Annotated in this window: 12 protein-coding genes; 11 read left to right on the forward strand and 1 reads right to left on the reverse strand. The window is 26.5% G+C overall.

Features of this window, described 5'->3' with window-relative positions; translation table 11 throughout:
• The first annotated feature begins 179 nt into the window (after positions 1-179).
• From mnmG to glmS, 11 genes are all read left to right on the forward strand, one after another.
• Positions 180-2,063: a tRNA uridine-5-carboxymethylaminomethyl(34) synthesis enzyme MnmG gene (gene mnmG / locus WIGMOR_RS00005; RefSeq protein ID WP_014353802.1), complete on the forward strand. Its 1,884-nt coding sequence runs from the start codon at positions 180-182 to the stop codon at positions 2,061-2,063.
• Positions 2,064-2,270: 207 nt separating this feature from the next.
• Entirely contained in the window at positions 2,271-3,098 is an 828-nt protein-coding gene (atpB, locus tag WIGMOR_RS00010) for a F0F1 ATP synthase subunit A (protein ID WP_014353803.1), read from the forward strand.
• 15 nt (positions 3,099-3,113) lie between these two features.
• The gene (gene atpE, locus WIGMOR_RS00015; RefSeq protein ID WP_014353804.1) at positions 3,114-3,353 is read left to right on the forward strand and encodes a F0F1 ATP synthase subunit C; all 240 of its coding nucleotides are present in this window, start codon (positions 3,114-3,116) and stop codon (positions 3,351-3,353) included.
• Between the two features lie 22 nt (positions 3,354-3,375).
• Positions 3,376-3,849, forward strand: coding sequence for a F0F1 ATP synthase subunit B (gene atpF, locus WIGMOR_RS00020; protein ID WP_014353805.1), 474 nt, complete (start codon positions 3,376-3,378; stop codon positions 3,847-3,849).
• A 20-nt stretch (positions 3,850-3,869) separates the two neighbouring features.
• Entirely contained in the window at positions 3,870-4,397 is a 528-nt protein-coding gene (locus WIGMOR_RS00025) for a F0F1 ATP synthase subunit delta (RefSeq protein ID WP_014353806.1), read from the forward strand.
• A gap of 23 nt (positions 4,398-4,420) precedes the next feature.
• Complete coding sequence (atpA, locus tag WIGMOR_RS00030; RefSeq protein ID WP_014353807.1) at positions 4,421-5,953, forward strand: F0F1 ATP synthase subunit alpha; 1,533 nt, start codon at positions 4,421-4,423, stop codon at positions 5,951-5,953.
• A 60-nt stretch (positions 5,954-6,013) separates the two neighbouring features.
• The gene (atpG, locus tag WIGMOR_RS00035) at positions 6,014-6,877 is read left to right on the forward strand and encodes an ATP synthase F1 subunit gamma (RefSeq protein ID WP_014353808.1); all 864 of its coding nucleotides are present in this window, start codon (positions 6,014-6,016) and stop codon (positions 6,875-6,877) included.
• A gap of 16 nt (positions 6,878-6,893) precedes the next feature.
• The gene (atpD, locus tag WIGMOR_RS00040) at positions 6,894-8,282 is read left to right on the forward strand and encodes a F0F1 ATP synthase subunit beta (protein ID WP_014353809.1); all 1,389 of its coding nucleotides are present in this window, start codon (positions 6,894-6,896) and stop codon (positions 8,280-8,282) included.
• A gap of 13 nt (positions 8,283-8,295) precedes the next feature.
• Positions 8,296-8,712, forward strand: coding sequence for an ATP synthase F1 subunit epsilon (gene atpC, locus WIGMOR_RS00045; RefSeq protein WP_014353810.1), 417 nt, complete (start codon positions 8,296-8,298; stop codon positions 8,710-8,712).
• Between the two features lie 186 nt (positions 8,713-8,898).
• Positions 8,899-10,275 (forward strand): bifunctional UDP-N-acetylglucosamine diphosphorylase/glucosamine-1-phosphate N-acetyltransferase GlmU, encoded by a 1,377-nt coding sequence (gene glmU, locus WIGMOR_RS00050; protein WP_014353811.1) that lies wholly within the window; start codon positions 8,899-8,901, stop codon positions 10,273-10,275.
• Between the two features lie 164 nt (positions 10,276-10,439).
• On the forward strand, positions 10,440-12,278 hold the full coding sequence (gene glmS, locus WIGMOR_RS00055) for a glutamine--fructose-6-phosphate transaminase (isomerizing) (protein ID WP_014353812.1): 1,839 nt from the start codon (positions 10,440-10,442) through the stop codon (positions 12,276-12,278).
• Between the two features lie 10 nt (positions 12,279-12,288).
• Here glmS and mnmE read toward each other — a convergent pair whose 3' ends face one another.
• A complete protein-coding gene (mnmE, locus tag WIGMOR_RS00060; protein ID WP_014353813.1) occupies positions 12,289-13,677 on the reverse strand; it encodes a tRNA uridine-5-carboxymethylaminomethyl(34) synthesis GTPase MnmE in 1,389 nt (462 codons plus the stop codon).

Consider the following 13,677-nt stretch of genomic DNA (forward strand, 5'->3'; position numbering starts at 1 on the left):
CAAAAAATTAAATAAAATATTTTATGTATAAAATATATTTAAAATATTTTTATAAAGTTTTTATTTTATTTATTTAATTAAAAATTTATCATAATGTATAAAAATTAAATTATATTTTAAATATTTAATATATAAATAATATTAATAAGAATTTTATCTATTTTTATGGAAACTGCACTATGTTTTATTTAAAAAATATTGATATAATTGTTGTCGGTGGAGGTCATGCCGGAGTAGAAGCAGCTTTAGCTGCTGTAAAAATGAATTGTCATGTGCTTTTAATTACGCAAAATATTGATACTATTGGACAAATGTCATGTAATCCAGCAATTGGAGGTATAGGGAAAGGACATTTAGTCAAAGAAATTGATGCTATCGGTGGTGCTATGGCAAATTTTGCAGATCAATCTGGCATTCAATTTAGAATACTTAATGAAAGCAAAGGACCTGCAGTAAGAGCCACTCGTGCACAAATGGATAGAAAATTATATGCTCAAGCTGTACTTGATACTATATTTAAACAAAAAAAATTAAAAATTTTACAACAAGAAGTAGTAGATTTAGTTTTAAAAAATAACCGAATTTCTGGAATTATTACAAATTCCGGATTAGTAATTAATAGCAGCGTAGTAATACTTACCGTAGGTACATTTTTAAATGGAAAAATTCACATTGGAAATACAACGTATACTTCTGGAAGATCCGGAGATCATGCTTCATTAAAATTATCTAAAATATTAGATAACAACTTTGATTTTAATATTAGAAGATTAAAAACAGGGACACCACCTCGTATTGATGTAAGAAGTATTAATTTTGCAAAATTAGAAATGCAACACGGACACGTTCCAATACCAAATTTTTCATTTGAAAAATTTTCTGGTATTCGACCTCAACAAGTACCGTGCTATATAACTCATACCAACGAAAATACACATAATATAATTAAAGAAAATTTAAAAAATAGCCCTATATACAACGGTACTATTCAAGGAATAGGACCTCGATATTGTCCATCAATTGAAGATAAAGTAATTCGATTTGAAAAGAAAAATTCACATCAAATTTTTTTAGAACCTGAGGGGTTAAATAGTTATGAAATCTATCCAAATGGAATATCTACCAGCTTACCTTTAGATATACAAATAAAAATGATTCGTTCCATTTCAGGATTAGAAAAAGCAAAAATTACACGACCAGGATATGCAATTGAATATGATTTTTTAGATCCAAAAGATCTCAAACTAACTTTAGAAAGTAAAATTATTCCTGGTTTATTTTTAGCAGGACAAATTAATGGTACTACAGGTTATGAAGAAGCTGCTGCGCAAGGATTATTAGCAGGAGTAAATGCTGTTTTAACGTTAAAAAATCAATTTTGGTTTCCTACAAGAGATCAGGCATATTTAGGTGTGTTAATTGATGATTTATGTACTTTAGGTACAGAAGAACCATATCGTATGTTTACTGCTAGATCTGAGTATCGACTAATCATTAGAGAAGATAATGCTGATTTACGTCTTACAGAGATTGGTAGAAAATTAGGCATGATTAATGATATCCGTTGGAAAAATTTTTGCAAAAAAAAAGAAAAAATCTGTCAAGAACATAAAAATTTGGAAAATACTCACATTAATTTTAATATAGAAGAAAAAAAGAAATTCCGTGCATATTTCAATGAAAATAAAATAAATCATATTACAGCCAAAAACTTTTTATTACATCCAGAAATAAATCATCGTACATTATCATCACTACAATGCATGCAAAATACTATAAAAGACGAAGAAATTATGCAACAAGTAGAAATACAAATTAAATATTCAGGGTATATAAAACGTCAGAAAAAAACAATTAAAAAAAATAAATATTATGAAAATGTAATTTTTCCTAATCAATTAAATTTTAAAGATATTTCTGGATTATCTAGCGAAGTAATTGAAAAATTGAATTGTTTTCGTCCTTATTCGATTGGACAAGCTTCTAGATTATCTGGAATTACACCGGTAGCTATATCTATCATATTAATATGGATGAAAAAAAATAATCTTTTAAAGATTTAATTTATTTAATATAAATAAAATATTTTTAACAAATTTCAAAAATAAATTTAAATTAAAATTTAAAATTTGTTCGTTTAATAGTATAATGTAATTAAATAATTTATATTTTAAATATATTCATTAAAAAATGCATCTTATTTTAGCTACAAAACTTTTATATTTATTTTAAAAAATAAAAATTTTACCTATTTAACTTGAAAAATATTTATGTCAAAATTTAATCAAAATTTAACTCCAAAAGAATACGTGTCACATCATTTAAAAAATTTGCAAATAGATTTAAGTACATTAAAACTTGTAGAAAATCAATCTAATTCATTTTGGATTTTGAATATAGATTCTTTATTTTTTTCTGTTCTAATAGGAATAGTTGCTTTTTTTTTATTTTATCAAGTTTCTAAAAGTATGACTTCTGGAGTTCCAAATAAATGTCAATCTGCAGTAGAATTATTAATTGAATTTATTAATATTAATGTAAAAGATATTTTTGGTTTTAAAAAAAACAATCTTATTGCTCCACTTTCTTTTACAATTTTTATTTGGATATTTTGCATGAATTTTATGGATTTAATACCCATAGATATTATACCATATATTGTCGAAAAAAAATTTAATATTTCTTCATTTAGAATTGTTCCTACATCTGATATCAATACTACTCTATCCATAGGAATAGGAGTTTTTGCGTTAATCGTATATTTTAATTTTCAAGTAAAAGGAGCCAAGTGTTTCTTTCAAGAATTAATTTTTCACCCATTTAACAATTATTTTTTTATTCCCATTAATTTATTACTGGAGAGCGTAAATTTATTATCTAAACCAATTTCACTAAGCTTACGTTTATTTGGAAACATATATTCAGGAGAGCTAATTTTTATTTTGATTTCCGGATTTATACCATGGTGGATGCAATGGATTTTAAGTGTTCCATGGGCTATATTCCATATCCTCGTGATTATTTTACAAGCTTTTATTTTTATGATTTTAACAATAGTATATCTTTCAATGGCAAGTGAAAAAGTGCACAAAAAATGAATTATGGAGAAAATAATGAACAATTTTAATATAGATCTTTTATATTTTGCAGCTGCTATCATGATGGGATTAGCTTCTATTGGAGCTGCTATAGGAATTGGAATTTTAGGAGGAAAATTCCTAGAAGGAGCAGCTCGTCAACCCGAACTTATTCCGACATTACGTACGCAATTTTTTATTGTCATGGGTTTAGTTGACGCTATTCCAATGATTACAGTTGGTCTAGGATTATATTTAATGTTTTCAATCAATTAAAAATTAAAATAGGAAACATCATATGAATCTTAACGCAACATTATTTGGACAAACTATTGCGTTTATTATTTTTGTATTTTTTTGTATGAAATATATATGGCCTAATTTGATTGCATCTATTGAAAAAAGACAAAAAGATATTGAATTTGCGCTAAATACTGCTAAACAGGCACAAATAAATCTTCAATTAGCTCAAGAAAAAGCTCAAAAATGCTTACAAAAAGCAAAAATTCAATCTCAAAGTATTTTGTTAGAAGCACATCATAAAAAAGAGATTTTTTTGAAAAACGCTATAATAGAAGCAAAACAAAAAAAAGAAATGATTATATCTCAAGGTTATTTAGAAATTTTAAATGCAAAAAAAAGAATTCGAGAAGAACTAAAAAAAGATATTACAAATTTAGTAATTTTAACTACAAAAAAAATTATAGAATCATCTCTTGATGAAGAAACGAGTAACAAAATCATAAAAAAAGAAATGTTAAATTTTAAATAAAGTTATAGAGAAAATATTGTATGAATTTTGAAAATAAAACTTTTGTATCGCATCCATATGCGGAAGCAGCATTTAAATTTTCTTCAGAAATAAATAAAACTGAAAAATGGCTGTACATGCTAACAGAATCATGTACTGCTTTAAAATTCACACCACACATTTTATCTAATATATATTTTTTTAAGTTAAATAAAAAAAATTTTTTTAATAACTTATCAGGGAAAATTGATGTATATTTTGAAAATTTTTTGAAAATTATTGCTTATAACGATCGTTTAATTATTTTGCCAAACATTTTAAAAAAATTTATAGAAATTAAAAATATTTCAGAAAATATCGAAATAGTTCAAATTATTACTAAATTTAAATTAAATCAAAAATTATTAGAAGATATAAAATTTTTAATATCAAATAAAATTAAAAAAAAAATAAAAGTTCAATTAAAAATTGAAAAATCTTTGTTAGGAGGAATTGTAATAAAATCGAAAAATTTTATAATAGATAGTAGCATAAAAAATCGCTTAAATAAGCTATCTGAATATTTATAAAAATTTCATGCAAAGGAAAAAATATGATTTTGAACGCTACAGAGATTAGTACATTAATTAAAAAAAGAATTGAAAAATTTGAAATAAAAAGTGAAATTCAAGAAGAAGGAATTATACTATCAATAAGCGATGGTATTATAAAAATTTACGGATTAAATAATATTATGCAAGGAGAAATGATCAAGTTACCTCATAATATTTTTGCAATTGCACTAAATTTAGAACGTGATTTAGTAGGCGCAGTTGTCATGGGAAATTGTATTAATCTCGTGGAAGGCATGAAAGTATATTCTACAGGTCGTATTCTCGAAGTTCCAGTTGGAAATGAATTATTAGGACGCGTAATAAATTCTTTGGGCTATCCAATTGACGGTCAAGGAAAAACAAATTGTAATTGTTTTGCTCCAATAGAAACCGAAGCTCCAGGAGTAATTGATCGAAAATCAGTTAATGAACCATTATATACCGGGTATAAAGCTATCGATTCTATGATCCCTATAGGAAAAGGTCAAAGAGAATTAATTATAGGAGATAGACAAACCGGAAAGTCTACTTTAGCATTAGATGCTATAATTAATCAAAAAAATAATAACGTTAAATGTATCTATGTTGCTATAGGACAAAAAGCATCTACAGTTGTTAGAATAGTAGAAACGTTGAAGAAATATCAAGCATTATCAAACACTATTATTGTCTCTGCTTTTGCTTCTGATGCTGCTGCTTTGCAATATTTAGCACCTTATGCAGGATGTGCTATGGGAGAATATTTTAGAAATCGTGGAGAAAATGCATTAATTGTATATGACGATTTGTCTAAACAAGCGATTGCTTACCGTCAAATCTCTTTATTGCTCAAAAGACCCCCGGGTAGAGAAGCATATCCAGGAGATATTTTTTATTTACATTCACGCTTATTGGAAAGAGCAGCATGCGTAAGTCACAAATATGTAGAAAATCTTACAAGAGGCAAAATTAAAAATCAGAGTGGTTCTTTAACTGCCCTGCCTATCGTTGAAACTCAAGGAGGTGACATATCCGCATTCGTGCCAACTAATTTAATTAGTATTACAGATGGACAAATTTTTCTAGAATCTAATTTATTTAATTCAGGAATACGACCAGCAATTAATCCGGGTATTTCAGTATCTCGAGTAGGTGGGGCAGCGCAATCTGATATCATTAGAAAATTATCAAGTAACATACGTACTTCTTTGGCTCAGTATAATGAGCTTGCATCATTTTCTCAATTTTCTTCAGATTTAGATAAAAATACTAAAAATCAATTAATTCATGGAGAAAAAATTGTAGAATTATTAAAACAAAAACAATATGCTCCTGTTTCTATGGAAAATCAAGCATTATTATTTTTTGCTATACAAAATAACTATTTTAAAAATGTTAATGTGGCAGATATTAATAAATATGAAAAAAAATTATTATATTATGCAAAAGAAAATTATTCAGAATTTATGAAAGATATTCGTTTTTCTGATAAATATAACATTGATATTCAAGAAAAAATAAAAAAAATTTTGGACGAATTCAAATTCATGTAAAATTAATGCATATAATACTCGAAGTACTTAGTGCTCTTAAAAAAATCGTTCAGGCAAAATATGACTAACATAAACGATATACGTCAAAAAATTATTAGTATAAAAAATATACAAAATATTACAAGAGCAATGGAGAAAATTTCTGCATCTAAGATGAAAAAAACTCAAAATTTGTTAAAAATAACTCATCCATATTTTGAAAAAATATTTTATATTTTACAACGATTAATTATGCAAAATATGCAATTTAATCATCCATACTTGACGGAAAGAAAATTAAAATGTATTGGATATGTAATTATTTCTACAAATCGCGGACTTACTGGAGGATTAAATATTAATTTATTTAAAAAAGTTTTATATGATTTAGAAAAATATCAACAAAAAAATATTCGTATTAAACTCGCACTAATCGGATTAAAAGCAATATCATTTTTTAGTTTTTTAAAAAAAGATATAATAGCACAAATATCTAACATTAGCGACACACCAAAAATTTCAGAAATAATGGATCCTATAAAAATTATCATAAATAATTACAATGATAAAAATATAGATAAAATTTATATTGCATATAATAAATTTGTTAACACTATGATGTATACACCTAAAATTAAAATAATTTTACCTTTAAATTTTAAACAAAAATCACATCAAACAGCATCTACAAATTACTTGTATGAACCTGATTTTAAATCTTTATTTCATGCTATATTGCCAAGATATATAGAATCTATGGTTTATCAATTTTATATTGAAAATTTATCTAGTGAACAAGCAGCTCGTATGATAGCAATGAAATCTGCAATGGATAATAGCACTAATTTAATCAAAGAATTAAATATATTATATAATAAAAAGAGGCAATCAAATATTACTCAAGAATTAATTGAAATTATTTCAGGATCTAATTTAGTTGATTAAAATACAGGATGTATACATGAATACCGGAAAAATAGTCCAAATTATTGGACCAGTTATTGATGTTAAATTTTCTCAAAATTATTTACCAAAATTAAATTTTGCTCTTAAAGTCAAAAATAAAAATACAACATTAATTATGGAAGTTATGCAACAAATTGGAGATGGAATAGTACGCTGCATTTTAATGGGATCTTCCGATGGATTAAAAAGAGGTTTAATAGTATACAATTTAAATAAAACAATAGAAATTCCAGTAGGCAAAGTAACACTAGGTCGCATCATGAATGTTTTAGGGCACCCAATCGATATGAAAGGAGACATTATATCAGAAGAATACAGATCTATTCACAATGAGGCTCCAAATTATAATGCTATTTCTACTTCTGATGAGTTATTAGAAACAGGTATTAAAATTATAGATTTAATTTGTCCTTTTATTAAAGGAGGTAAAATAGGTTTATTTGGAGGTGCAGGAGTAGGCAAAACTGTGAACATGATGGAATTAATTCGTAATATTGCAATTGAACATTCTGGATATTCGGTATTTACTGGAGTAGGAGAACGTACAAGAGAAGGTAATGATTTCTATCATGAAATGATTGCTTCAAAAGTAATTGATAAAGTATCACTCGTATACGGTCAAATGAATGAACCGCCTGGAAATCGTTTACGTGTTGCTTTAACAGGATTAACATTAGCTGAAAAATTTAGAGACGAAGGTCGCGACGTTTTATTATTTATTGATAATATATATCGATATACTTTAGCCGGAACAGAAGTATCCGCATTATTAGGACGTATGCCATCGGCTGTAGGATATCAACCTACTTTATCAGAAGAAATGGGAATGTTTCAAGAACGTATCGCTTCGACGCACACAGGGTCTATTACTTCAGTGCAAGCCATCTATGTTCCTGCAGATGATTTAACCGATCCTTCCCCAGCTACTACATTTGTACATTTAGACGCTACTATAGTATTAAGTCGTAACATTGCATCTTTAGGTATTTATCCTTCTATTGACCCATTAGATTCTACTAGCAGGCACTTAGATCCGTTAGTAGTAGGAGAACAACATTATTTAATAGCACGTCAAGTACAATCAATATTACAACGTTATAAGGATTTAAAAGATATAATTGCTATTCTTGGAATTGACGAGCTTTCAGAAAATGACAAAATATTAGTATCTCGTGCAAGAAAAATTCAAAGATTTTTATCACAACCATTTTTTGTTGCAGAAATTTTTACTGGATGTCCAGGTAAATATGTATCTTTACAGGATACTATTTCTGGATTTCAAAATATAATACAAGGTGAGTATGATCATATTCCTGAACAAGCATTTTATATGACCGGTAATATATCAGATGTTTTAAATAAATATAAAAATTTTAATTCTTGAAATCAAATTTATTATGCAAAAACTTTTTCATTTAAAAGTCATTAGTCCAGAAAAAATAATCTTTTCTAATTTAGTAAAACAAATTAAAATTACAGGATCAGAAGGAGAATTTGGGATTTTATCACAACATGCACCTTTTTTGACTACTATTAAACCTGGATTTATAAAAATAATATTTGAAAACAAAAATAGAGAATATATTTATCTTTCTGGAGGAATATTTGAAATTTATTTAAATGTAGCAACAGTTTTAGCGGATACTGCAATTCGAGGGCAAGAAATTGATAAAAATAGAGCAATAGAATCAAAAAAAAAAGCAGAAAATTTAATTAAAACTGCACAGGCAAAAAAAGAATACATGAGAGCCATAATAGAATTATCTAAGTCTATTGCAAAATTAAAAACCTATTATTTGTCAAATAAAAAATAATAATTTTTATTCTAAATTTTTAATATTTTCAACTTAATTATAGTTTTGATTGTAAATATGTATAAAATATTAAATTTCGAAAATTTTTAAATAATTTATTAATTATTAATTAACAAAAAACTATTCTACTAAAAATCTAAATCTTATATTATATTTTTAGTTCTCTTATTAAAGAGAGATAAATACATGAATACTTCGTCTCAAGAATTGAGCGTAATTATTTTATCAGCCGGTCAAGGAAAGCGCATGTTCAGTGCGACTCCGAAAGTATTACATAAATTAGCTGGAAAACCAATTTTACAGCATGTTATAGATACCGTATTAAATCTTCCTACAAAAAAAATTTATATCGTCTATGGATATGAAGGTCAATTATTGCGTAAAAAAATAATATCAAATCACTCATCTTTAAATTGGATCTTACAATCTAATCAGAACGGTACTGGACATGCGATTCAAAAAGTTATGGAAAAATATGAGGGTGCAAACAATGATCAGATACTTATTTTATACGGAGATATTCCACTAATATCTATAAAAACTTTAAGTAGGCTATTATATTTTCATACTGGTTTTAATATAAGTTTGTTAACAGCAAAAATTGATTCTCCGTATGGTTATGGCAGAATCTTAAGAAAAGACGGATTAATTGTTAAAATTATTGAACAAGATGATGTATCAGAAAATCATAAAAAAATTCGAGAAATTAATACCGGGATAATGGTAGTAAATAAAAAAAAATTAAATACTTGGATTCATCAAATAAATAACAACAACGCAAAAAAAGAATTTTATTTGACCGATATTGTTTCAATAGCACATCACAGCGGTCATGTCATTAATTCGATGCAATCAAAAAATACATTTGAAATTTTTGGAATAAATAATCGTTTACAACTAATGCACCTAGAACGTTTTTATCAAAAAAAACAAGCAAAGAAACTATTATTAAACGGTCTTAGTTTAGCAGATCATAGACGTTTTGATTTAAGAGGGACGTTAAAACATGGAAAAGATATTTTTATTGATGTAAATGTGATATTAGAAGGAAATATAATTATTGGCGATCGAGTGAAAATTTGCAACGGATGTAAATTAAAAAATGTTACGATTAATAATGACGTTATTATTTACCCATATTCTATAATAGAAAACACTCATTTAGATTCTAACAGTATTATTGGTCCTTTTGCCCATATACATTCAAATAGTAGAATATCAAAAAATGTAAATATTGGAAATTTTGTTGAAGTAAAAAACACTATTTTTGGAAAAAATTCAAAAGCTGGTCACTTAAGCTACTTAGGAGATGCAAATATAGGTAAAAAAGTAAACATTGGTGCTGGAGCAATCACGTGTAATTTTGATGGTAAAAACAAAAATAAAACTATAATTAATAATGATGCATTTATCGGTGCTAACTCAGAATTAATTGCACCTATTATAATCGGATCTGGCGCTACAGTAGGTGCAGGAACTACTGTCACTAAAAACATAAATAATGGCGAAAAAATAATTAGTAGAATAAGACAATTTTCGATTTTAAAAAAAAATAATTCTTAATATAAAATCAATTAAAAATTTAATTTATTAAATATAACTATGTATAAAAGTATAAATTGTTATATTCTAAAATTTTATTATAACAATAACTAGTTTAAAATTAACAACATGATTAATAAAACATGTTGATTATAACACTACATATAAAATTTAGGAAAATTCTAATGTGTGGAATAGTAGGTATAATTTCACAGCGTAATGTTTTAGATCTTTTGTTATCAGGATTAAATCGTCTTGAATATCGCGGCTATGATTCTTCCGGAATTGCTGTTATAGATAATAATAATCAGTTGAAATGTTTAAAAAAAGTAGGAAAAGTTAAAGTATTAAAAAAATCAATTTTTAAAAAAAAATCTGTTTTTTTAGGAAATACAGGTTTAGCACACACTAGATGGGCCACACATGGTTCTCCAACAGAAAACAATGCACACCCTCACTTATCGGAACACATAGCAGTAGTACACAATGGTATTATAGAAAATCATGAATCTTTAAGGCATCATTTGCGAACATATCAATATCAATTTCACAGTGATACTGATACTGAAGTTATTGCTCATTTAATTCATTGGGAACAAAAACGTAACGGAGGCACTTTAATAGAAGTAGTAAAACGCGTATCACCTATGTTATTTGGAATTTATAGTGCAGTAATAATAGATGCTAATAATCCGAAAGCGCTTGTAGCAGAATGTTCGGGAAGCCCTTTAATTATTGGATGCGGTATAAAAGAAAATGCTTTTGCTTCAGATCAATTAGCTTTATTAGATATAACTAATAAATTTATTTTTTTAAAAAATGGAGATATTTCAGAAATTACTAGTTCGAATATTCAGATATGGAACAAATATGGAAAATTGATTCGTAGAGATATAGTAAAAAAAAATATTATCTTAGATCCTAATAAAAAAGGAGAATTTCGTTATTTTTTAAAAAAAGAAATTTTTGAGCAACCTCAAGCTATTAAAAATACTTTAAAAAATCGTTTAAAAAACAATTATGTGTATCTATCAGAAATGTCTGATAAATCTAATAAAATTTTAATTAATACAAAACATATTCAACTTGTTGCTTGTGGAAGTTCATATAATTCTGCTATGGTGTCAAAGTATTGGTTTGAAAATTTAGTTGGATTATCTTGTAATGTTGATATAGCTTCCGAATTTTGCTATCGCAATATTGTAGTAAATCCAAATAGTTTATTAATTTTTTTATCGCAATCTGGAGAAACTGCAGATATTTTATCTGCGTTACGATTATCAAAAAATCTTAATTATTTATCGTCTTTAGCAATTTGTAACACTCCAGAATCTACTTTAAGTAGAGAATCTGATATAAATATTTTAACATACGCAGGAATAGAAATTAGTGTTGCTTCTACTAAAACATTTACTACACAACTTACAGCATTACTAAGCTTAATAGCACATATAAGTTTATTAAAAAAAATGAATAAAAAACTACAATTAGATATTTTTCATGCTATGCAGATTTTGCCTTATAGAATAGAACAAATGCTGCTTTTGGCACCTTACATTAAAAATTTAGTAAAAGATTTTGCCAATACAAATAATGCAATTTTTATCGGAAGAGGCGAATTGTACCCTATCGCTATAGAATCCGCATTAAAATTAAAAGAAACCTCCTATATTCATGCTGAAGGTTATGCAGCGGGAGAGTTAAAACATGGATCTTTAGCTCTCATTGATATTAACATGCCAGTGATTATACTTGCACCAAATAATAGTTTATTAAAAAAATTGTTATCTAATATAGAAGAAATTCGTGCTCGTTCCGGAAAAATATATATTTTTTCAGAAAAAAATATTTTTTTTTCAAATTATGTAAATATTAAAAATATTCAACTCCCTTTTGTAGAAGATATCTCGACTCCTATGGCTTATATTGTGCCAATGCAACTTTTAGCCTATTATATAGGATTAGAAAAAAATATAGATGTTGATCATCCTAGAAATTTAGCAAAAACAGTTACAGTCGAATAATTTTTCTTAACTACTTACCTATACAAAAATTTGAAAAAATTTCATTAAGAAAACTATTTGAATTAAGATTTATTCCTAAAATTCTTTCTAAAGCCTTCTGAGCAGCAGATAGTTCCTCTGCAACTAATTCTAAAGTATTTTCTCTCAAAATTTTTTTTCCTTGAAAAATATGATATTTCGTAATTTTTAATTCGTATAAATGTCTTTGTTTCGCGATAAAATATCCTTCTTCATTTAATTGCAAACATTTTAAATTTTTTAAATATTTTATTAAAATATCTATACTTGAATTATCATTAACTGATATCGTAATTATTGGATAATCCTGATTATCTATAATGCCGATAGGTTCTTTGCTTAAATCTGCTTTATTGCGTATAACAGCAATTTTTTTGTTTAATTTTAAAGCAAATTCTTTGTATTGAGGCCATAATTTATATATATCATTTGAACTATCTATACTACTATCTACTATAAATAAAACATGATCTGATATACAAACTTCTTTTAATGCGCGACGAATTCCGATATTTTCTATTATATCACGAGTTACTCTTAAACCTGCAGTATCACTAATGTTTATTGAAACACCATTTATATTGATATATTCATGTAAAACATCTCGCGTTGTTCCCGGAATTTTAGTCACAATAGCAGATTTTCGACCAGATAATGCGTTAAATATACTAGATTTTCCAGCGTTAGGTTTTCCTATGATAGCAATTTTTATACCTTCTTGTAGAAGATTGCTATATTTAGATAAGTTTTGTATTTTTTTGATTTTTAAAAAGATCTTTTTTAAATTTTTTTTCATATTTATTATATCTATGACATGTGTGTTTTCTTCAGAAAAGTCACATGTCATTTCTATGTTCATACGTAATTTCTGAATTAAATATAACAATTTATGAATTTTTTTAGAAAAATCTCCTTTTAAGGCAAATAAAGCAGATCTAGATGCTTGTACTGAACGGGCGTTAATTAAATCAGAAATCGCTTCTGCTTGAATTAAATCTATTTTTCCATTTATAAAAGCGCGTTCTAAAAATTCTCCTGGGTTTGCTATTCTGATATTAGGTATAGAAATAATTTCTTGCAATAAGACATTCAACGTTATTGGTGCTCCATGTGCCTGTAATTCTAAAACATCTTCTCCAGTTAAAGAATATGGTTTTTTAAAGAACAATACGATTCCTTGATCTAGTAAATTACCTTTCATATTATAAAACGGCAAATAAGTAGCGTGTTTTATCTTTGGTATTTTTTTTAAAAAAATTTTAGAGACTTTTGCAGACAATGCTCCAGAAATTCGTAATACACCTATGCCTCCCCTTCCGGGAGGAGTAGCAATTGCTGCAATTGTGTCGTTTTTATTGTATTGATTATTAATCGTTAACAT

The sequence above is a fragment of the Wigglesworthia glossinidia endosymbiont of Glossina morsitans morsitans (Yale colony) genome, assembly GCF_000247565.1.
GTDB classification, from domain to species: Bacteria; Pseudomonadota; Gammaproteobacteria; order Enterobacterales; family Enterobacteriaceae; genus Wigglesworthia; species Wigglesworthia glossinidia_B.

What these genes read in the sequence shown, in the direction of transcription:
- mnmG (WP_014353802.1), top strand. Translation starts at nt 180, where the DNA reads ATGTTTTATTTAAAAAATATTGATATAATTGTTGTCGGTGGAGGTCAT.
- atpB (WP_014353803.1), top strand. Translation starts at nt 2,271, where the DNA reads ATGTCAAAATTTAATCAAAATTTAACTCCAAAAGAATACGTGTCACAT.
- atpE (WP_014353804.1), top strand. Translation starts at nt 3,114, where the DNA reads ATGAACAATTTTAATATAGATCTTTTATATTTTGCAGCTGCTATCATG.
- atpF (WP_014353805.1), top strand. Translation starts at nt 3,376, where the DNA reads ATGAATCTTAACGCAACATTATTTGGACAAACTATTGCGTTTATTATT.
- WIGMOR_RS00025 (WP_014353806.1), top strand. Translation starts at nt 3,870, where the DNA reads ATGAATTTTGAAAATAAAACTTTTGTATCGCATCCATATGCGGAAGCA.
- atpA (WP_014353807.1), top strand. Translation starts at nt 4,421, where the DNA reads ATGATTTTGAACGCTACAGAGATTAGTACATTAATTAAAAAAAGAATT.
- atpG (WP_014353808.1), top strand. Translation starts at nt 6,014, where the DNA reads ATGACTAACATAAACGATATACGTCAAAAAATTATTAGTATAAAAAAT.
- atpD (WP_014353809.1), top strand. Translation starts at nt 6,894, where the DNA reads ATGAATACCGGAAAAATAGTCCAAATTATTGGACCAGTTATTGATGTT.
- atpC (WP_014353810.1), top strand. Translation starts at nt 8,296, where the DNA reads ATGCAAAAACTTTTTCATTTAAAAGTCATTAGTCCAGAAAAAATAATC.
- glmU (WP_014353811.1), top strand. Translation starts at nt 8,899, where the DNA reads ATGAATACTTCGTCTCAAGAATTGAGCGTAATTATTTTATCAGCCGGT.
- glmS (WP_014353812.1), top strand. Translation starts at nt 10,440, where the DNA reads ATGTGTGGAATAGTAGGTATAATTTCACAGCGTAATGTTTTAGATCTT.
- mnmE (WP_014353813.1), bottom strand. Translation starts at nt 13,677, where the DNA reads ATGTTAACGATTAATAATCAATACAATAAAAACGACACAATTGCAGCA.